General features: G+C 64.1%; 23 protein-coding genes. 7 read left to right on the top strand and 16 right to left on the bottom strand.

Features of this window, described 5'->3' with window-relative positions:
• Window positions 1-175 precede the first annotated feature (175 nt).
• Window positions 176-670, bottom strand: a complete 495-nt coding sequence (locus EOD29_RS14245; protein ID WP_127247041.1) for a DUF2244 domain-containing protein — start codon at window positions 668-670, stop codon at window positions 176-178.
• Window positions 671-692: 22 nt separating this feature from the next.
• Here EOD29_RS14245 and nth point away from each other — a divergent pair, with 22 nt between their 5' ends.
• Window positions 693-1,508 carry an endonuclease III gene (gene nth, locus EOD29_RS14240; protein WP_127214054.1) on the top strand — a complete coding sequence of 272 codons (816 nt, stop codon included), beginning with the start codon at window positions 693-695 and terminating at the stop codon, window positions 1,506-1,508.
• 82 nt (window positions 1,509-1,590) lie between these two features.
• On the opposite strand, the gene EOD29_RS14235 is transcribed toward nth, so the two are convergent.
• From EOD29_RS14235 to EOD29_RS14220, 4 genes are all read right to left on the bottom strand, one after another.
• Complete coding sequence (locus tag EOD29_RS14235; RefSeq protein ID WP_127239704.1) at window positions 1,591-3,099, bottom strand: tripartite tricarboxylate transporter permease; 1,509 nt, start codon at window positions 3,097-3,099, stop codon at window positions 1,591-1,593.
• A 10-nt stretch (window positions 3,100-3,109) separates the two neighbouring features.
• Window positions 3,110-3,571, bottom strand: coding sequence for a tripartite tricarboxylate transporter TctB family protein (locus EOD29_RS14230; protein ID WP_067318859.1), 462 nt, complete (start codon window positions 3,569-3,571; stop codon window positions 3,110-3,112).
• Between the two features lie 95 nt (window positions 3,572-3,666).
• A complete protein-coding gene (locus EOD29_RS14225; RefSeq protein WP_127247040.1) occupies window positions 3,667-4,644 on the bottom strand; it encodes a tripartite tricarboxylate transporter substrate-binding protein in 978 nt (325 codons plus the stop codon).
• 261 nt (window positions 4,645-4,905) lie between these two features.
• Complete coding sequence (locus EOD29_RS14220; protein WP_127247039.1) at window positions 4,906-5,361, bottom strand: DUF2214 family protein; 456 nt, start codon at window positions 5,359-5,361, stop codon at window positions 4,906-4,908.
• Between the two features lie 214 nt (window positions 5,362-5,575).
• Here EOD29_RS14220 and EOD29_RS14215 point away from each other — a divergent pair, with 214 nt between their 5' ends.
• Window positions 5,576-6,130, top strand: coding sequence for a GNAT family N-acetyltransferase (locus tag EOD29_RS14215; RefSeq protein ID WP_127239706.1), 555 nt, complete (start codon window positions 5,576-5,578; stop codon window positions 6,128-6,130).
• On the opposite strand, the gene EOD29_RS14210 is transcribed toward EOD29_RS14215, so the two are convergent.
• The 7 genes from EOD29_RS14210 to EOD29_RS14180 all read right to left on the bottom strand — a co-directional run bounded on the left by EOD29_RS14210 (window position 6,127) and on the right by EOD29_RS14180 (window position 9,697).
• Complete coding sequence (locus EOD29_RS14210) at window positions 6,127-6,576, bottom strand: DUF1801 domain-containing protein (protein WP_127247038.1); 450 nt, start codon at window positions 6,574-6,576, stop codon at window positions 6,127-6,129. The two genes, EOD29_RS14215 and EOD29_RS14210, sit on opposite strands and share 4 nt — an antisense overlap.
• Before the next feature lie 78 nt (window positions 6,577-6,654).
• Complete coding sequence (locus EOD29_RS14205) at window positions 6,655-7,104, bottom strand: DUF1801 domain-containing protein (protein ID WP_127247037.1); 450 nt, start codon at window positions 7,102-7,104, stop codon at window positions 6,655-6,657.
• Complete coding sequence (locus EOD29_RS14200) at window positions 7,104-7,337, bottom strand: hypothetical protein (RefSeq protein ID WP_095800556.1); 234 nt, start codon at window positions 7,335-7,337, stop codon at window positions 7,104-7,106. The genes EOD29_RS14205 and EOD29_RS14200 overlap by 1 nt, the downstream gene beginning before the upstream one ends.
• Window positions 7,338-7,420: 83 nt before the next feature.
• The gene (locus tag EOD29_RS14195) at window positions 7,421-7,831 is read right to left on the bottom strand and encodes an SRPBCC domain-containing protein (protein WP_127247036.1); all 411 of its coding nucleotides are present in this window, start codon (window positions 7,829-7,831) and stop codon (window positions 7,421-7,423) included.
• On the bottom strand, window positions 7,828-8,151 hold the full coding sequence (locus EOD29_RS14190; protein WP_067003998.1) for a metalloregulator ArsR/SmtB family transcription factor: 324 nt from the start codon (window positions 8,149-8,151) through the stop codon (window positions 7,828-7,830). The genes EOD29_RS14195 and EOD29_RS14190 overlap by 4 nt, the downstream gene beginning before the upstream one ends.
• A gap of 141 nt (window positions 8,152-8,292) precedes the next feature.
• Window positions 8,293-8,763: a nucleoside deaminase gene (locus EOD29_RS14185; RefSeq protein WP_067318844.1), complete on the bottom strand. Its 471-nt coding sequence runs from the start codon at window positions 8,761-8,763 to the stop codon at window positions 8,293-8,295.
• A gap of 82 nt (window positions 8,764-8,845) precedes the next feature.
• Window positions 8,846-9,697: an IclR family transcriptional regulator gene (locus tag EOD29_RS14180; RefSeq protein ID WP_082980771.1), complete on the bottom strand. Its 852-nt coding sequence runs from the start codon at window positions 9,695-9,697 to the stop codon at window positions 8,846-8,848.
• 202 nt (window positions 9,698-9,899) lie between these two features.
• Between EOD29_RS14180 and EOD29_RS14175 the strand changes: the two genes are divergently transcribed.
• The 5 genes from EOD29_RS14175 (at window position 9,900) to EOD29_RS14155 (ending at window position 15,087) form a co-directional block, all read left to right on the top strand.
• Complete coding sequence (locus tag EOD29_RS14175; RefSeq protein WP_067318842.1) at window positions 9,900-10,865, top strand: tripartite tricarboxylate transporter substrate-binding protein; 966 nt, start codon at window positions 9,900-9,902, stop codon at window positions 10,863-10,865.
• A gap of 120 nt (window positions 10,866-10,985) precedes the next feature.
• Window positions 10,986-11,522, top strand: a complete 537-nt coding sequence (locus EOD29_RS14170; protein WP_127247035.1) for a tripartite tricarboxylate transporter TctB family protein — start codon at window positions 10,986-10,988, stop codon at window positions 11,520-11,522.
• Between the two features lie 5 nt (window positions 11,523-11,527).
• Window positions 11,528-13,051 (top strand): tripartite tricarboxylate transporter permease, encoded by a 1,524-nt coding sequence (locus tag EOD29_RS14165; RefSeq protein ID WP_095778753.1) that lies wholly within the window; start codon window positions 11,528-11,530, stop codon window positions 13,049-13,051.
• Window positions 13,052-13,066: 15 nt separating this feature from the next.
• Entirely contained in the window at window positions 13,067-14,251 is a 1,185-nt protein-coding gene (locus EOD29_RS14160; protein WP_127247034.1) for a CoA transferase, read from the top strand.
• The gene (locus EOD29_RS14155; RefSeq protein ID WP_127247033.1) at window positions 14,248-15,087 is read left to right on the top strand and encodes a citryl-CoA lyase; all 840 of its coding nucleotides are present in this window, start codon (window positions 14,248-14,250) and stop codon (window positions 15,085-15,087) included. The genes EOD29_RS14160 and EOD29_RS14155 overlap by 4 nt, the downstream gene beginning before the upstream one ends.
• Window positions 15,088-15,199: 112 nt before the next feature.
• Here EOD29_RS14155 and EOD29_RS14150 read toward each other — a convergent pair whose 3' ends face one another.
• The 4 genes from EOD29_RS14150 to EOD29_RS14135 all read right to left on the bottom strand — a co-directional run bounded on the left by EOD29_RS14150 (window position 15,200) and on the right by EOD29_RS14135 (window position 19,658).
• Entirely contained in the window at window positions 15,200-15,667 is a 468-nt protein-coding gene (locus EOD29_RS14150) for an NUDIX hydrolase (RefSeq protein ID WP_067318836.1), read from the bottom strand.
• Between the two features lie 142 nt (window positions 15,668-15,809).
• Window positions 15,810-16,088 carry a hypothetical protein gene (locus tag EOD29_RS14145; protein WP_348627825.1) on the bottom strand — a complete coding sequence of 93 codons (279 nt, stop codon included), beginning with the start codon at window positions 16,086-16,088 and terminating at the stop codon, window positions 15,810-15,812.
• 157 nt (window positions 16,089-16,245) lie between these two features.
• Complete coding sequence (locus EOD29_RS14140) at window positions 16,246-16,938, bottom strand: response regulator transcription factor (protein WP_127247032.1); 693 nt, start codon at window positions 16,936-16,938, stop codon at window positions 16,246-16,248.
• Window positions 16,935-19,658 (bottom strand): sensor histidine kinase KdpD, encoded by a 2,724-nt coding sequence (locus EOD29_RS14135; protein WP_127247031.1) that lies wholly within the window; start codon window positions 19,656-19,658, stop codon window positions 16,935-16,937. The genes EOD29_RS14140 and EOD29_RS14135 overlap by 4 nt, the downstream gene beginning before the upstream one ends.
• Between the last annotated feature and the right edge of the window lie 23 nt (window positions 19,659-19,681).

Here is a 19,681-nt window from a genome sequence, read left to right as displayed (position 1 = left end):
ATCGGTCTTCCCGCGCATGGCTACCACCCGAAACTTGCCTTCCTCCGGCCCCTACCCAGATCGAGCAGGCTTCGAGCCGAAGGGCGATGACGGCCGGCGAAAAGATAGATTTGACCGGGGTAGAAAGGCCTTGCTGATGACGCTCTACGGCAAGCCGCCGGAGCGCAGTGCCAGGTCAACGCGCCTTGGCGGTCGCCAGTGCGCGCGAAAAGGCAGCAGCAAAGCTTTCGCGGGAACCGGTATCCAGGAAAGACCCGATCGAAACGCTTTCGCCTTGCGCCTCGACGGCCATTTTGGTGATGCCGAACTCGGCATGGCGGGCGATCGAAAAGCGGGTCCAGAACGGGTTGAAGCGATGATCCTCGAAGCGGCCCGACGGCGCCGTTTTGCGGATATCAAGCCTGGTGCGCGAGACCGAGATTTCCTCACGGGCGCGGGCCGCCCGGTAGTTGGCGCGGAAGGCGAAGTAGACGGCGACCACGTCCAGCCCCAGGAAGCCGAAGACCGGCCATGCGCCATGAGCCAGGAAGATCACGCCGGTGACCGCCCAGCCGAACATCAGCGCGCCCATCAATATCAGAAAGCCGGTCCGACCGAGGGAGCGATGCGGCGTCAGCAGGGCCTGGAAGAATGGCTTGTCGGCTTCGAACGAGGCGTTTGTGTCGCTCATAGGGAAATATTATAGGAAGGGAATGGCGCCGCCCAAGTCCAAAAACTCCTTCCTCGTCAAAAAGCCGTCAGCCTCCGCCTCAGGCGGCAGTGCGAAAGCAAAGACGCCGTCCCGGAAGGGCGGGCTGCGCTCGCTCTACACGCCCGCCGAGGTGCATGAGATCTTCCGGCGTTTTTCGGTGCAGCGGCCCGAGCCGAAGGGCGAGCTCGACTATGTCAATCCCTTCACGCTGCTGATCGCGGTGGTGCTGTCGGCGCAGGCGACCGATGCCGGCGTCAACAAGGCAACGAAGCCGCTGTTTTCGGTCGCCGATACACCGCAGAAGATGCTGGCGCTCGGTGAGGCCAAGGTCGGCGACTACATCCGCACCATAGGCCTGTGGCGCAACAAGGCCAAGAACGTGGTCGCGCTCTCGAAGGCACTGATCGACGACTATGCCGGCAACGTGCCCGAAGATCGGGACGAGCTGGTCAAGCTGCCGGGCGTGGGACGCAAGACCGCCAATGTCGTGCTCAACGTAGCCTTCGGCCAGCACACGATGGCGGTGGACACGCATATCTTTCGCATCGGCAATCGTATTGGATTGGCGCCCGGCAAAACGCCGGAACAGGTTGAGCAGGGGCTGATAAAAGTCATCCCCGCCGAATACATGCGGCACGCCCATCACTGGCTGATCCTGCATGGCCGCTATGTCTGCAAGGCGCGCAAGCCCGACTGCCCGGTTTGTGTCATCGCCGATATCTGCAAGTCCAAGGAAAAGACCACCGACCTGCCGGCGCCGCTGATCGAGCTCGCGCCGCTCGACGAAACTGAGGACCGAGCGATTGGTGTCAGCTAGGCAGAGTGTAGCGGATAGCGCCAGCCGACGGCGCCTGCGGCCAAAACGCCGAATTCAAAAATCGCAACGAAAATTCAATGACTTAATTTTCCTCCACAAACACCTCTTCACGCTTCTTCTTGACCGCGGGCAGGAAGACGATGACGAGCACGGCGAGCGCGATGAAGAGCAGGCTGGCGCTGATCGGTCTCGTCACGAAGGTGCTCGGGTCGCCGCGCGACAGAATCATGGCGCGACGCAAGTTTTCCTCAAGCAACGGGCCGAGCACGAAGCCGAGCAGCAGTGGCGCGGGTTCGCAGCGCAGCTTGGTCAGGAGGTAGCCGAGCAAGCCAAAGAAGGCGACGGCGTAGAGGTCGTAAACATTGGTGTTGACGCTGTAGACGCCGATCGAGCAGAACGCCATGATGATCGGAAACAGCACGTAATAGGGGATCGTAAGGAGCTTCACCCAAAGCCCTATCAGCGGCAGGTTCAGGATGATCAGCATCAGGTTGCCGATCCACATTGAGGCGATGATGCCCCAAAACAGCTCCGGCTGTTCGGTCGCGACATTGGGGCCGGGCACGATGCCCTGGATGATCATCGCGCCGATCATCAGCGCCATTACCGGATTGGCCGGAATGCCAAGCGTCAGCATGGGGATAAAGGAGGTCTGCGCGCCGGCATTGTTGGCCGATTCCGGCCCAGCGACGCCTTCGATGGCGCCCTTGCCGAATTCCCCCGGGTTCTTCGATACGCGCTTTTCGACCGTGTAGGAGGCGAAGGCTGCAAGGATCGCGCCGCCTCCCGGCAGGATGCCGAGCGCCGAACCAATGATCGTCCCGCGCATGATGGGCGCGGCCATGCGCCGAAAATCCTCGCCAGTGGGCATGAGGCCGGAGACTCTTCGGATCAGCACGGAGCGCTCATGCTCGTTCTCGAGGTTGCGCAGGATCTCGGCGACGCCGAAGACGCCGACCGCTACCGCGACGAAATTCAGCCCGTCGGCATATTGCGTGATGCCGAGCGTGAAGCGCGGCGTGCCGGTATAGATGTCGGTTCCGACGATGCCGAGCAGCAGGCCGAGCACAACCATGGCTAGCGCCTTGACTATCGAGCCGTGGGCGAGCGCGACGGACGAGACGAGGCCGACGACCATCAGCGAAAAATACTCGGCCGCGCCGAATTCCAGCGCCATCGCCGTCAGCGGCGGAGCAAAGATGGCGACCAGGAAGGTCGACACCGTGCCGGCAAAGAACGAGCCTATCGCAGCGATCGCGAGTGCCGCCCCGGCGCGGCCGTTCTTGGCCATCTGGTAGCCGTCGATTGCGGTGACGGCTGACGAGGATTCGCCGGGCATATTGATGAGAATGGCGGTGGTGGAGCCGCCATATTGCGCGCCGTAATAGATGCCGGCGAGCATGATGAGAGAGGAAACCGGGTCGCCTATCTGGAACGTAATCGGCAAGAGCATGGCGATGGTTGCGGTGGCGCCGATGCCGGGCAGGACGCCGATCAGCGTGCCGAGAAGGACGCCGATCAGACAGAAACCGAGATTTGTCAGCGATGTCGCCGTCGAAAAGCCGAGCACCAAGTTGGCGAGGAGCTCCATGGTCGTCTCCTCACAATGGCAGCCACGGGCCAAAGCGTCGGAACGGCAGGCCGAGTGCGTAGCTGAAGACGAGTGATGCAAACAGCGTCAGGCCGGCCGACAACACGAGCGCGGTCAGCGGTTTCATGCGGGCGCTGGCAAAGGATGCGATCAGCGCCGTCAGGAAGATCGACGGGATGAAGCCGAGGCCGCGCACCGTCAGGCCGAAGAAGATCGGAGCGGGGAGGATGAGCAGCATGCCGCGCCACGCAATGTGGCCGATCGCCTCGCTCTCGAAGCGCACTGCCTGGACGAGGATGATAACGCCGAGCAGGAGCAGCACAATCGCCAGGACCAGCGGGAAATAGCCCGGTCCCATGCGGAAGGCGCTGCCGATTTCGAGGCCGAGCGACTGCAGCGCGAAAAATGCGCCGAAGGCGATGAACAGCGCGGCGCATATGCCGTTGGTCGTGTCGATTGCGAAGGGCTTCATCACGTTCCTCTCAGGTGCGCACCCCGGGCGCGCCGTTGCAACGCAAAACGGGGCCGAAGCAAAAACGGGGCGCCGATCGCGCCCCGTCCAAAACCTCAGTCGGCGTACTGGCCGGCGGCTTCGATGATCGGCTTCCAGCGCCCGATCTCGCTTTCAAGCTTGGCCTTCAGCGCCGCCGGTGTCGCGTCGGCTTCGGGCGACGGCTTGGTGCCGAGTTCGGCGAAGCGGGCGGCGACGTTCTGATCCTTCAGCGCGACCTGCAGCGATTTCGACAGGCGTCCGGTGATCTCGGCCGGCGTACCCTTTGGTGCGTAGAGGCCGTGCCAGATGCTGACCTGCACCTCGGGAAGGCCGCCTTCCGTCGTCGTCGGGACGTCCGGCAGCACATCGAGGCGTTCCGGCGAGGTGACGGCATAGGCCTTGATCGTGCCGCCCTGGATCTGCTTGGTGGTGTTGGTCGTCTGGTCGCACATCATGTCGACCTGGCCGCCAAGAAGATCGGTCATGGCCGGGCCGGTGCCCTTGTAGGGCACGGTGACCAGCGGCGTACCGATGGCGCTCATGAACAGCATGCCGCACAAATGCGAGGCCGCACCGATCCCGGCATTGGCGACGGTGACAGTGTCCTTGTTGGCCTTGGCGTACTCGACCAGTCCCTTCAGATCGGTCGGCTCAAGGTCCTTGCGGCCGACGACGGTCATTGGGACCTCGGTGACGAGGCCGACATATTCGAAGGCGTTGAGCGTGTCGTATGCGAGCTTTCTGTACAGCGTCGCGCTGGTCGCCATGCCGATGTGGTGGAGGAGCAGCGTATAACCGTCCGGGTCAGCCTTCGCGACGCGGCCCGCGCCCAGCGTGCCGCCGGCCCCGCCGACATTCTCGACGATGACCTGCTGGCCGAGATCCTTCGACATGGCTTCGGCGATGAGGCGTGTGACCGTGTCGGTCGGGCCGCCGGCCGCAAACGGCACCACCACGGTGATGGTGCGTTCCGGATAGGTCTGCGCGCCCGCGGCGAACGGATAAAGCGTGATGGCCGCTGCGGCAGCCAGAGCGGCAACAAATTTTCTCATTGTGACTTCCTCCCAGAGTATGAATCTTCAGCCACCGCGCGAAATTCCTCTCGGCGACGGCTGTGGATGCAATAGCAACTAGTGCAGGCTAGCAGATTGCAATCGGACTCAAACGGCAAACCGCAATTATCTACAAATCACCCGCAAGATGGATGGAAAAGATCTGGGTCGGATGATGGATCGCAGGATGTCGACATCTGACGACGGTACGTTTGGCGGATGCCGGTTGCTGCCCGATCCCTGCTCTTCCTCGGTTCTATTCTAATAACCGTAGCCGCGCGCCATCGCCGCCGCAAAGACCGGGATGAGCAGGAACATGAAGCCCTCGGTGCGGACATAGTTCTTCACCGAGGCGAGCTCCGCCGCCGGAACCGAGAAAGAAGGATTGCCGCTCGCCTGCCTGCTCCAGGAGATGAAGCGCACGGTCGGGATGATCGACAGCAGGCCGACGATGATGAAGGCCATCATCTTTGCCCAGAACACCCAGTTGAAGACGTAGAACTCCCAGCCTTTCAGGCCGAAGAACACCCGGCAGACGCCGATGATGACGATCAGCGCGGCGATGATGCCGTAGTGGCGGTCGATGCCGACAAGGCGCTTGAGGGTCGTCACCCCCAACTCGCCGCGCACCAGCACGAACTCGGCGCCAATGATGCCGGCCAGCGAGAACACCAGAAGATGATGGGCGATCGCCAGCAGAAGGTCGGTGGTGTCCATTATCTTTCCTCGTTTTCAGACGGCGCCGCGATATCGCTGAATCAGCTTCGTCCCAAGACTAGCATCGCCTGTCGAGAATCCCACACGCCGAAAGGTCAGCCGGTCAATGACCGCGCTCATCTACTTGCGTCGCTGGAGGATGCCCCGGGCGATCCTGGCCCTTGTTCGAACGTGCAGGTTTGCTAAGCGCTGCCGCTCAAAGGAGAGGACTGCGATGAGCGTTGCAAGGGAAGCCGGGGTGCCGATCCTCGAGACGGCGCGGACCATCCTGCGGCCGCACCGGCTCGACGATTTCGAGACCTATGTCGCGATGTGGGCGGACCCGGGGGTCACCCGCTTCATCGGCGGCAAGCCGCGCACCCGCGAGGAAAGCTGGATGCGTTTCCTGCGCCATGCCGGGCTGTGGTCGCTGCTTGGCTATGGGTTCTGGGCGATCGAGGACAAGGCGACTGGCCGCTTCCTCGGCGAGGCCGGCTTCCATGATCTGAAGCGCGAGATCGAGCCCTCGATCGAAGGCGTGCCGGAAGCCGGCTGGGCTTTAGCTTCGGGTGCGCATGGCCAGGGGCTTGCAAGCGAAGTCGTCGGGCGCATCGTCGCCTGGGGTGACGAGGCGTTCGGGCGAGCCAGAACCGTCTGCATCATCGATCCCGAAAATGGCGCCTCGCTCAAGGTCGCAGATAAGAACGGCTATCGCGAAATCCTGCGGACCACCTATCACGACAAGCCGACGATCCTGCTGGAGCGGTGGGCCGGAGAGGCAACAGCCTAGAGGGCAATGCCGGGTTCGTCCGCCTCCGGTGCTGACGCGCTTCTGGGATCAGCGTTGGCCTTGGACCTGTTCAGGGCCACCGCTGCTCGCACGAGAGCCTTGAACGCTTCCTGGTCGATCTCCTCGCCTTCGCGAAAATCGATGGCGCGCCTTGTGTTGCCTTCGAGGCTGGAGTTGAAGAGACGTGAGGGATCCGGCAGCGCCGCGCCCTTGGCGAAGGTCAGCTTGACGACGGCCTTGTAGGTCTCGCCGGTGCAGATCATTCCGGCGTCCTCCCAGACCGGCACGCCGCGCCACTTCCATTCCTCGGTGACGTCCGGATCGGCATCCCTAATCAGGGCGCGCAGCCGGCCGAGCATCTCGCCCCGCCAATCGCCCAATTCCGCGATACGGCCATCGATCAGCTCGGAAGGAGACTTGCTTTCCTGCACGCCGATTTTCTCCATATGTGTCCTCCTTCAACACCCGCTAGACGGATCGCCATGATGCCTCGTCGGGCGGACCGTGAGTGACCGATAATGCGCTTACATTCGTTCGCCAGGCAATTGACTTGCCTGTTTCACCCAGGAGACGAATTGCGCTTCGTCGAGCTGGTCGTCCTCATGGATGTGAAAATAGCGCGTGTCCTTGCTCTTGGATTCGCCGGGCGGCACCGGCTTCAGCGACATGCCGCGAAAGAAGGCCACTTTGACGTATCTGGTGAAACAGTGAATGCCGAGAAACCAGCCTTCGCCGTCCATGCCGTAAAACGGCGAGTTCCATTTGACGGCCTTCTGCACGTCGGGGACGGCCTGCATGATAAGTTGGTCGAGCCGGCGGCCTACCTCGCTCTTCCAGCCCGGCATCGCCGCGATATAGGCCTGCACGGGAGCGTCACCATACCCCTTGGCGATCTGCGGGTTGCCGCCCGAAAGCAGGACGGGTTTTTCCCCCGACGGCCTGGCTGCAACCTTTGCCGATTTCGCTTTTGCCATCAGGCCGGTCCGGCGCGCTCGCGCGCCGGCCCACCGCGCCACCTTGCGGCATAGGGCAGCACGAACATGTAGAGGCCGCTGAACAACAGCAGGAAAAGCGGCAGGAGCGGCGAATAGACCACCCAGGCCGGCGCCTCGCCCAATGCCATGGCGACGAAGTTGGCGATGACGGTCACGGTAAAGATGATCGACAGCCAGCGATGCAACTGCCTGATCCACTTGCTCCAGTCCAATGCTTCCTCCTCTGAAAGAACCAATGAACGCTGGGCCTACCAGCGTGCCAGCTGCGCCATCTGGATGAGGTTGCCGCAGGTCCTCACTCGATCCGCGAAAGCACCTGCTCCAAGGCCGCAAAGAACCTCGGCCAGCCAACGGTGGCGCCCCGGAAATACGGCTCCTGGTCAGTTCGGAAGCCCGTCTGCTCCATGCGCAGGCGAGTGCCGGCGCCGGTCCGGGTCAGCGTCCATGTGACGACGCTCTCTAGATCCTTGGTGTCCCATGTGTAGCAAAGCGTCTTGTTTGGCTCGACTGTCTGGACCTGGCACTCGACACCGCCCCAGTCCGCGCTCAGTTCGAAACGGTGGTCTACGACCGGCTTGAAGTTGTTCTTCATCAGCCACTCCTCGATGAGATGCGGCTGGGTCAGTGCCCGCCAGATCTTTTCCGGCGGATAGGGAATCTCGCGCTCGACGACAACGGAGCGCGTTCCGGCCGGCATATCGTTCATTGATCCATCCTCTGCAGCAGATCCTCGAGATCGTCGAACCGGCTCTCCCAGAACCCGGCCATATCGCGAGTCCAATCCATTAGCGGCGCCAGCGCGCCAAGCTGTGCGCTGTAATGGGTCTGGCGACCCTCGTGGCGGTCGCGCACCAGTCCGGCTTGCTTGAGCAGGCCGAGATGTTTCGACACCGCCGGCTGCGAGACACCGGCCTCAGCCGTCAGCGCGCCGACCGTCTGCTCGCCTTGCCGGCACAGACGCTCGAAGATGGCGCGCCTTGTCGGATCGGCAAGCGTCCGGAACAGCATATCGTGTGCGTTCGTCATCTGGATCGATAACTCAATGGCTATTGATTGACGTATAACCAGTGAGATATGTGTGAGTCAAGCAGAGCCTAGAGGGCGGAAGCTTAGGGCGGACTGGGTCACCCTATCCTTGCGGACCCGTCCCCAACATCCGCTTCCGCGTCAGCGCTTCCAGAACTCGCGGTGTGGTGCGAGCAGCTCGTCCGCGACTTCGGGGAAGGGGCCAAACACCTCGATCTTTTTCTGCCCGGAGTCGAGCACGGCGCGCGAAGAAAGGCTCATCGTCGGATTCTCCGCGTGATCGCCGGTGAGCGCCAGAAGCTGGGTCTCCTCGAAGCCGTAAACCAGCCGGCCGATATTGGCCCAGTAGAGCGTTCCGGTGCACATCGCGCAGGGCTCGCCGGTTGAGACGAGCGTGCAGGTCCAGAGAAACTCCGGCGAATAGGCAGTCGCCGCGCGTCGCGCAAGTTCGGTTTCGGCGTGATGGACGGTGTCGATATTGCCTTGGCGCATGAGGATGGCGTCGTCGGGGCCGACCAGCACCGCACCGAATGGATGATGACCGTGCGCCGCCGCCTCGCGCGCCGCGGCGTCGGCGGATCGGAGATGGGCGAGCATCTGATCGCGGGTCATGGCAAAACCTATCGCGCCGCCATCCACCCGATGAGCGGCCCTTCGAGCCGAGATTGGTGCCAAGGGACGCGATTGGCAAGAGCTAACCGTCGCTTGAGCGTCCACCTGCCCGAAGCTCGGCGACATTGGCCTGCTGCGTGCCGGAAACTCGAATTTGATGCTCGCCAAAACCCGGATCCGTTGTGGGCTCCGGCGGCGTGTCGAGGCTTGCCGCATCCAGCATGGATGCATCTTCGCCAAAAGCGCGGGTGGCGCGGGCGGCAGCTTCGAGCAGCGGCCGCTTCATGCGGGTGAGGAAGGCCGCGTCGACCCGCGTGTTCGGACCGGCGAGCGTGAGCACGCCGAGCAGTGTCCGTCCCGGCCCGAAGACAGGGGCGGAGATGCCGGCAGTCTGCGGATCGCGGTCACCGATTGAAATGTAACTATAGGTTTTCCGGATCGTCTCGTAAGGCTCGCCCTGCTCTCCCGAGAAAGCGGCCAGCACCCGGCCGCCGGAACCAACCAGCAAGGGCAGCACGTCACCTTCCCGTATCGTGTAACGGATCGGGTGCTTGGACTCGACTCGGTAGAGACAGGTGCGCACGTCGCCCGAGCGGACATAGAAGGCGACGCTTTCCCAGCTCCGCTCGGAGAGATCGCGCATGATCGGCAACAGGATATCCATCGCCACGAGCGAGCGCTGGTAAAGCGCGCCAAGCCTGAAGGTCGCCGGTCCGATGCGATAGCGTCCGTCCTCCAGGCGCTCCAGCAATTGCCCGCGCATCAGCGAGTTGGCCAATCTGAGGATCGTGCTCTTGTAGAGACCGGTTCGGGCCGCGATTTCGGCGAGGCCGAGCGACCGGTCGGCAATGGTGAACGCGTCGAGGATGGCGATTGCCCGGTCGAGCGCGGCAACGCCGTCGGCCGGAGCCTGGCTTGGAGGGAGGTCTGTCATTGCGGTGACGATTTCATCGTGGTCGCCCATCCGGGAATGACCCTGGACATGCGGATTTAGTCCGATCCTATGCGTTCTGTCCAGCAGAATGGCATTCCCGTTGACAGAACGCGGTAACAAATGCTTGAACTCGAATGCGGGTCTTAATTCAGGCCACGTCTTGGCAGGCACCGGAGGAGGTGTCGTGATTTGGAGGAATCCCATGCTGAACAGACGCAGATTCTTGTCGACCACCGCCGCCGGCTTCGCGGCTTTGCATTTCGGACCCGCCTTTGCGCAGGACGCCCCGCAAATCCAAATTTTCGTGCCGGCGGCCCCCGGCGGCGGCTGGGACCAGACCGCGCGCACGATCGATCAGGTGCTGCGCTCCGAAAAGCTGATCTCCGGCTCGCAGATCACCAATGTCGGCGGCGCCGGCGGCACGGTCGGCCTGCCGCAATTCGTCAACCAGTGGAAGGGCAAGGGCAACGCGCTGATGGTTGCCGGCATGGTCATGGTTGGCGCCATCATCGCCAACAAGGCCGCCAACAATCTCACCGAAGTGACGCCGATCGCGCGCCTCACCGGCGAGTTCGAGGCGCTGGTGGTGCCGGCAGCCTCGCCGTTCAAGACGGCCAATGATTTCGTCGCGGCGCTGAAGGCGGATCCGACGAAGGTTCCGGTGGCCGGCGGTTCGGCCGGCGGTTCCGACCACATCCTTTTCGGCCTGATCGCCAAGACGGCCGGCGTGCCTGCCGCCAACCTGTCCTATGTGCCGTTCGCCGGCGGCGGCGAGGCGCTGTCGGCGCTGCTCGGCAACCAGGTCGCGGCCGGCATTTCCGGCTATGGCGAATTCTCCGAGCAGGTCAAGGCGGGCGCGCTCCGGCTGCTGGCGATCTCGTCGGACAAGCGCCAGGAAGGCATCGACGCGCCGACATTGAAAGAGGCCGGCATCGACGTCGAATTGTTCAACTGGCGCGGCGTCTTTGCACCCCCCGGCGTTTCCGACGAAGACAAGGCGGCGATGATCAAGATGGTCGAGACCATGGCCAAGAGCGAGGCCTGGGCGACCGAGTGCAAGAACCGCAACTGGACGCCGATTCTGCTGACCGGCGACGATTATGCCAAGTTCGTCGCCGAGGACACGACACGCATCGGCGCGATCCTCAAGGATCTCGGCCTCGCCTGATCGCCTCCTGCCTGATCTCGAAGGAGGCTGCATCGCCTTCTTCGAGACAGCGGACATGCGACGGTTCAATGAAACTGCGGCGAAGCCGGCAGTGTAAGGCCGGCTTCCGGGGAGGAGATCATGAGCACCAGCGACCAGCAGGCGTCACCGCCGCGCCTTGCCATACCCGAATTGCTGATCGGCGTCGGGCTTCTTGCCTGCGCCGGGGCCGTTGCCTGGCAGACCCTGGCGATCCCGGTTTCGCCGCTCTATTCCAAGGTCGGCCCGAAGGTCTTCCCCTACATGACCATGGCCGGCATGGTGATCCTGTCGCTGCTGCTCATCGTTGCCGCCCTGCGTGGCGGCTGGCAGCCGGACGAGGAAAAGGAGACGCCGACCGATTGGAAGGCGATGGGTTTCGTGGTCGCGGGGCTCGTTGCCAATCTCGTGCTGATCCAGCCGCTCGGCTTCACAGCCGCCTCGGTGATCATGTTCGTGCTGGTCTGCTTCGGCTTCGGCAGCCGGCATTCGCTGCGCGATGCGCTGCTCGGCCTGATGTTGGCGCTGGCTGCCTATTTCGGATTCGCCAGAGCGCTCGGCGTCAATATCGGGGCCGGCCTGATCGAGAACCAGCTCAACGCGTTGATCAGCGCCCTCGTCGGCATGGGAAGGGGCTGAGGACGATGGACACGCTCGGTTATCTCGCGCACGGATTTGCGGTCGCCTTCACGCCGACCAATCTCTTGTGGTGCCTGCTCGGCACGACGCTCGGAACCGCGATCGGCGTGCTGCCCGGCCTCGGGCCGGCGCTGACCATCGCGCTGCTTTTGCCGATCACCTACCAGGTGGCGCCGGAAGCTTCCTTCATCCTGTTTGCCGGCATCTATTACGGCGCCATGTATGGCGGCTCGACGACGTCGATCCTGCTCAATACACCGGGCGAAAGCGCCACCATCGTCACCGCCCTCGAGGGCAACCGGATGGCGCGTTCGGGCCGCGGCGGCGCGGCGCTCGCGACTTCCGCGATCGGCTCGTTCGTCGCGGGGACCATCGGCACGCTGGGCGTCGCCTTCCTGGCGCCGATCGTGGTCAAGCTGGCGCTGGCTTTCGGGCCGGCGGAATATTTCTCGCTGATGGTGCTCGCCTTCATCACCGTTTCGGCGGTGCTCGGCTCGTCCTCTGTGCGGGGGCTTACCAGCCTGTTCGTCGGCTTCGTCATCGGCATGATCGGCGTCGACCTGCAGACCGGGCAGCCGCGCTTCACCTTCGGCATGGGCGAGTTGCTCGACGGCGTCGACGTCATCATCGTCGCGGTCGGCCTCTTTGCGGTCGGCGAGACTCTCTATGTGGCCTCGCGCCGCTATGCCGGGAAGGACGAGATCGTGCCGCTGAGGGGCTCGCTCTACATGACTGCTTCCGAATGGGCGCGCTCGTGGAAGCCGTGGCTCAGGGGCGCGGCAATCGGCTTCCCGATCGGCGCCCTGCCCGCCGGCGGGGCCGAGATCCCGACCTTCCTGTCCTATGCCATCGAAAAGAAGCTTTCCAAGCACAAGGAGGAGTTCGGCACGGTCGGCGCCATCGAAGGCGTCGCCGGGCCGGAGGCTGCCAACAACGCGTCGGCTGCCGGCGTGCTGGTGCCGATGCTGACGCTTGGCCTGCCGACCTCGGCAACGGCGGCGATCATGCTGTCGGCCTTCCAGAGCTACGGCATCAATCCCGGACCGCTGCTGTTGACGACACAGGCCAATCTCGTCTGGGGCCTCATCGCCAGCCTGTTCATCGCCAACGTCATCCTCGTCATCCTCAACCTGCCGTTGATCGGCCTTTGGGTACGATTGCTCAAGATCCCGGCGCCGCAGCTCTATGCCGGCATTCTGGTGTTCGCCACCGTCGGCACCTACGGCATCTCGCAGTCGCCGATCGATCTCATCATCCTCTATCTGCTGGGCGCGGCGGGTTTCCTTATGCGCCGCTTCGATTTTCCGACGGCGCCGGTCATCATCGGCATGATCCTCGGGCCGCTCGCCGAGACGCAGTTCCGCCGGGCGATGACGATCGCCAATGGCGACTGGACGGTGTTCTACCGGCACCCGCTCTCGCTGACGCTATTAACGCTCGCCTTCATCGGTCTGGTCGGCCCGCATATCTGGGCCTGGATCGAACGCCGGCGCACGCGCGGACCAGAGCATGTGCCGGGCGATGCCTGACCGATCTGGAGCATCATGACAGACCTGCTTTCCGGCATACGCGTCCTCGACCTCACCAATGTGCTGGCAGGTCCTTACTGCGCCTACCAGCTGGCGCTGCTCGGCGCCGACGTCATCAAGGTCGAGGCGCCGCCGGGCGGCGATCTCGCGCGCCAGCTTGGCGCCTCGCCGGAGCTCAACAAAGCCGGCATGGGTGCATCCTTCCTGGCGCAGAACGCTGGCAAACGATCGGTGGTGCTCGACCTGAAGCAGGAGGCCGACCGCGAGCGGTTCCTCAACCTGGTCGCCACGGCGGACGCACTGGTCGAGAATTTCCGGCCGGGCGTGATGGATCGGCTCGGCCTCGGCCACGAGAAGCTGAAGGAGGTGCGGCCAAGCCTCGTCTATTGCGCGATATCGGGTTTCGGCCAGACCGGCCCGATGCGCGGCAACCCGGCCTATGATCAGATCATCCAGGGGCTGTCCGGGATCATGAGCATCACCGGCACGCCGGAAACGGCGCCGCTGCGCGTCGGCTATCCGGTCGCCGACACGCTGGGCGGGCTGGTGGGGGCCTTCGCCATCGCTGCGGCGCTGGTGCGGCAGAAGACCAGCGGCGAAGGCGCCTTCCTCGACGTGTCGATGCTCGAATGCACGCTGTCGGCCTTGGGATGGCCGGTGTCGAACTATCTGACGGCGGGCGTTGAGCCTCAAGCCATGGGCAACGAGAACATGACGGCCGCGCCCTCCGGCGCGTTCCGCACCGGCGAGGGCCTGCTCAACATCGCCGCCAACAAGCAGGAGCAGTTCGTGATCCTTTGCGGCTTGATCGGCCGCCCAGACTTGGCTTCGGATCCGCGCTTCGCCGAACGCGAGACGCGCAAAGGGAACCGGGCAGCGCTGAAGCCGCTCATCGAGGACGCGCTTGCCGGCGCTCCTGCGGCGGTCTGGGAAGAAAAGCTCAACCGCGCCGGCGTGCCGGCCGGGCGGGTGCTGACGATCCCGCAAGTGCTGCAGGAACGCCAGGTCATCGAGCGCCGCATGACGACGCGCTTCCAGGAGATACCCGGAATGGAGAAGCCGCTCACGGTGGTGCGCGGCGGCTTTATGGTCGACGGTGCGGCTCCCGTGCCAGCCGGCCCTCCGCCACGTCTTGGCGCGCATATGGACGACGTGTTCGCCAGCTTGCCGGCGCGCGGCAAGGGGAGGGCGCGGGCATGAGCGCGGACAAAAAGACCGGCCGCGACCGCGGCGAGGAGTGGTGGCGGACCGGCATCATCGAGATGCAGCCCGGCGTGATCCGGCTGCGCGGCTACCAGATCCAGGATCTGATCGGCCGGGTCAGCTTTCCGGCGATGATCTGGCTTATGCTGCGCGGCGAATTGCCGGGCGACGATCAGGCGGCGCTGCTCGGCATCGCGCTCGGGGCCGCCGTCGACCACGGCCCGCAGGCGCCGTCGATCGCGATCGCGCGCATGGCGGCGACCTGCGGCGTCGGCATCAACAACGCCATGGCCTCCGCCATCAATGTGCTGGGGGACGTGCATGGCGGGGCCGGCGAGCAGGCGCTTTCCTTCTATGGCAACATCGCCGCCGCAATCGATGGTGGCGCGAGCCTCGCCGAAGCGGTGAGTGCGCGGCTCGACCGGTTCTTCGCCGAGGAAAAGGGCTACGTGCCCGGCCTCGGGCATCGCTTCCACCCGATCGATCCGCGGGCGCCACGCCTCATCGAACTGACGCACGACTTCGCCGGTCGCGGCGTCGTCAGCGGGCGCTTTGCCGACATTGCCGAGGCGATCGAGGCGGAGGTGGCGACACGCAAGGGCAAGACGATCCCGCTCAACATCGATGGCGCCACGGCCGTCATCTATGGCGAGCTTGGCTTCCCGCCGCCACTGACGCGCGGCCTCTTCGTGCTGTCGCGCTCGGTAGGCATACTGGCGCATGCCTGGGAGCAATCACAGGAGAGCGACCGCAACAAGGGACCTCTGCCCAAAGAATGGCTGTGGGCTTATAGCGGCACCCCGGCACGGCCGTTTCCTGGCGACTCCGATTAGAGCGTTTCACCGTTCCACGGAAAACGGCGAACCATTCCATCCATTTTGTTGTGACGGAATTCCTGACGGACAGCCGTGTCACGCTTTCGTGGAATTGCGCCAGGCCATCGTCTTACGCCGGATCGGTCGCCAAGGCCGTCAAATCCCTCAGCAGCGTGGAAAGCTCCGGCTCGTCGATCAGCAGGGCCGCATCGGCCGCCGGCAGCCAGGCCCGCTGACGGTTCACGGCCTCCCGCCAGTCGGCCATCTCCTCGCTGACCTCGAGCAGGTAGACGACCACGTCGACACGGACGAAACGGCTGGCCATGCGCTTCCAATAGGAGTAGCCGCCGGCAGGCTGCTTCAGCGCCTTGCCCAGCACGCCCGCCTCTTCCTGGGCCTCGATCGCGGCGGCCTTGCGCCCGCTCTTGCCCTTCATCGGCCAGCCCTTGGGCACAATGAAACGTTTGGTCGTGCGCGAGGTGACCAGCAAGACTTCAAGCTGGCCGTCGCCGCGTAGGCGAAAGGGAATGGCCGCCACCTGGCGGATCCGCTCTCCCTTCTTTGCCCTGCGTACTGCTTTCTTCTTGGCTGCTGCCATCCCAAAATCCGATCAAAGCGCATTCCTGCCGTACGCTATCCGCACGGCAAAACCTCGCTCCTGCAAATCCCAAAACCGCCGCCCACGCAAGCCGGACGCCGCCGACAGTAAGTCGGCTAAGTAAACCGAAAAAAGAAAAATGTCAGCGGCAGACGCGCGAAATCGTGGTGCCGATCACCTGAGACTGGCAATTCTGCTTGACGATCGGCACTTCAGGGCGAGCCTTCGGAACGATCTGCCGGTCCTGCTCGCGGTAAAGCTGCTGCTGTTGCTGGAACTGTCGTCGCTGCAGCTGGTTCCGGAGCGCCTGCAGCTCGTTATGTTGGATCAGGGCGTTGCGGTCTGTGGGGATGACGACCTGCGCGGAGGCATGTGAAGGCGCGCCCAAAAGGGCGGCAGTCGACAAAGCCGCGGCAATCAAAGCCGCCGATAGCCGAGGACGCGACATCGCTTCCTTCCCGAACGAAAACAGAAACCTTGCCGTAATATAGGGTGTTTGTGCGGATCTACCATGGTTCAAGCGACCGATCTCGCGGCACAGCCTCGATGGGTTGGATGATGCCCGCCGCTCGGATCCTTCAATCGACCTCGCGCAAACGGTAGCCGACGCCGGTCTCGGTGATGATGTAGCGCGGCTGGTCCGGTGTCCTCTCGATCTTCTGCCTCAATTGGCGGACATAGACCCTGAGATATTGCACGTCCGTCGACTCGTTCCAGATCTGCTTCAGCAGGAACTGATGGGTCAGAACCTTGCCGGCATACTGCACGAGCATGCGCAGGATATCGTATTCCTTCGGCGACAGTTTTACTTCCTTGCCCTCGACCTTGACGATGCGCTTCACCAGGTCGACCGAGAGGTCGCCGGCCTGGAACACCGGCTTCTCGCCCTGCTGCTGGAGCTTGTGGCGCAGCGCCACGCGGACGCGGGCGACGAGCTCGTTCATGCCGAAGGGTTTCGCCACATAGTCGTCGGCGCCGATCTCGAGCGCCTGGACGATGCCGGCCTCGTCGGTGCGGCTCGACAGGATGACGACCGGAATGTCGAGGCCGTCGTCACGCCATTTGCCGAGCAGTTCGAGGCCCGTCATCCCCGGGAGGCCGAGATCGAGCAGGATCAGGTCGGGCCGCTGCGCCTGCATGAGCTCGATCGCTGCCTTGGCGTTCGGTGCCTCCGATACGGCATAGCCCTGGCTGCCGAGGCCGACCCGAAGCAGCTTGCGGATCGGCGGCTCGTCGTCGACGACCAGGATGCTGACGTTCTGACCGGTCATGCGGCGTCATCCGTTTTGGCCACGGCAAGTTCCGGAATTTCCTGCGGCACCGGCATGCGGATGGTGAAGATCGCGCCGGGCCGGTCGGTGCGGTTCGTCGCCGAGATCGTGCCGCCCATGGCCTCGACGAAACCGCGGCTGATCGACAGGCCGAGACCCGTGCCGGCGCGGACCTGGTCGCGCTTGCGCACCCGATAGAAGGTGTCGAAGATCCGTTCGAGGTCGTTCGGCGGGATGCCTGGTCCCTCGTCCATGACCTGCAGGATGACGGAGCCGTTGTCGACCCAGCCTTTGAGGCGGATGGTTGAGCCGGGCGCGGAATATTTGGCGGCATTGTCGAGGAGGTTGAACAGCGCCTGCTCGAACAGCACCGGGTCGAGGCGCAGCATCGGCAAGTCCGGCGGAGTGTCGGTGTCGATGCGGTGCTCGCCGGTGATCTTGCGAGCGCGATCGAGCGCCGAGCCGACGATATCGCCGACATAATGGAGGGCGTAGTTCGGCTCCATGGCGCCGGACTCGATCTTGGTCATGTCCAGCAGATTGGCGATGAAGCGGTTGAGCCGCTCCGATTCGTCGACCACCGTCGACAGGAGTTCCGCGCGGTCCTCTTCGGGAAGGGCGGCCGCGTATTCCCGCAGCGTGCCGGCGGCACCCATGATGGCGGCCAGCGGCGTCTTCAGGTCATGCGAGATCGAGGTAAGCAGCGCCGTGCGCAGCCGGTCCGCTTCCGCCGCCAGCCTGGCGCGGTCGACATCGGCGACAAGCTGGATGCGCTCGATGGCGACCGCCGCCTGATCGGCAAGCGCGTCGAGAAGGCGCTGCTGCTCTGGGGTCAGCAAAGGGCCCTGTTTGTCGTTGTCGAGGCCGACGACACCGACCGCCGTGCGCCCCGTCCGCAAGGGCAGATAGAGGCGCTTCGCGCCGGGCAGCGTATCGGCGCCGCGGCCGGCCGGGCGGTCATGTTCCCAGGCCCAGCGGGCCGCCGCGATGTCGGCCTCGGCGAGCGTGTCGTCCGGCGGATAGCCGGCCTTGACGGTGATCGTTCCATTCTCGGGCAGAAGCAGCACCACGCGCACTTTCAGCATCGAGGCGATCTGGAAGGCGGTGGCCCACAGCACGTCGTCAAGCGTGCCGGCGCCAGCGAGCTTCTTCGAGAACGAGTAGATGTCCTGCGTGGCTCGCGCGCGTGAGCGGGCGGCGACCGCCTGGCGCTGGACGCGCGCCGTCAGATTGCTGGCGATGACTGCGACAACGAGAAAGACCGCGAAGGCAACGATGCTCTCCGGATCCCTGATCGTGAACGTATAGCGCGGCTCGAGAAAGAAATAGTTGAAGGCAAGCGCGCTCAGGAAACAAGCGTAGAGCGCCGGCCAGAGTCCGAACGTCACCGCAGAAGTCAGCACCGCCAGCAGCAGAACGCTGGCCAGATTGCGGACATCGAGGAACTGATCGAGAATCGAGCTGACGGCCACCGCGCCGGCGACATAGGCCGTCGAGAACAGATAGGGCCAGATCTGGAAGGGCTTCTGCTCGGGCGCGGCCTTCACCCGGGCCGACGGCATGTTGGCATCGCGCTCCTTGCCCGAAATGACATGGACACTGATGTCGCCGGCATTGCGGATCAGGTCATAGGTGAGCGAGCCCTCGATCAGTTCCCGCCAGCGCGAGCGGGTCGGCCTGCCGATGACGATATGGGTGAAGTTGTTCGCCATCGCATGGCGCACGATGTCCTGGGCGACGTTCTGGCCCGGGATGGTCGCCACCTCGGCGCCGAGCTGTTCGGCAAGGCGCAGGTTTGTTGCCAGCTGGTCCTTGTCCTCTTCGGACATGCCGGCCAGGCGAGGCGTGTCGACATGCAGCGCCGTCCATGGCGCCCGCAGGCGATCGGCGAGCCGGCGCGCGTAGCGGATACGAGCGCTCCCGTCCGGACGCGAGTCGACGCAGACAAGGACCCGCTCGCCGGCCGCCCACGGTCCCGGAATGGCGTGGGACTGCATATGGCTGAGGAGCTGTTCATCGACGCGCTGCGCGGTGCGTCGCAGCGCCAACTCGCGAAGCGCCGTCAGATTGCCAGGCGAAAAATAGTTCTCGATCGCGCGCTGAGCGGTTTGCGGGAAATAGACCTTGCCTTCATGCAGCCGCTTGATCAGGTCGTCCGGGGTGAGGTCGATGACCTCGATGTCGTCGGCCTCGTCGATGATGGAATCCGGAACGGTTTCACGCACCCTGACGCGGGTGATCTGCGCCACGACGTCATTCAGGCTTTCGACATGCTGGATGTTGAGCGTGGTGTAGACGTCGATGCCCTGCGACAGGATTTCCTGAACATCGAGATAGCGCTTGGGATGACGGCTGCCGGGCCCGTTGGTGTGCGCGAGCTCGTCGATCAGAACCAGCTCCGGCCGCCGTTTCAGGATGGCGTCGATGTCCATCTCGTCAAGGACCCGGCCCCTGTATTCGACCTCGCGGCGCGGGATCACCTCATAGCCTTCGACCAGCGCTTGGGTTTCCTTGCGGCCATGCGTTTCAACGACGCCGATCGCGACGTCGATGCCGTCGGCGCGCCGGGCGCGGCCTGCCAACAGCATCTCGTAGGTCTTGCCGACGCCGGGCGCCGCGCCAAGGAAGATGCGCAGACGGCCGCGGCCCTCCCGCTCCGCGTGCTCGAGCAGCGCGTCGGGAGAAGGTCTGTTCTCGAAGTTGGTCCTGTCGTCCGGCATCAAGTCCAATCATGGATTGCACC

Source organism: Mesorhizobium sp. M1A.T.Ca.IN.004.03.1.1, from assembly GCF_003997555.1.
GTDB lineage: Bacteria > Pseudomonadota > Alphaproteobacteria > Rhizobiales > Rhizobiaceae > Mesorhizobium.
The sequence above is the reverse complement of the archived record's forward strand: the minus strand, read 5'-3'. Positions and strand labels throughout refer to the sequence as shown.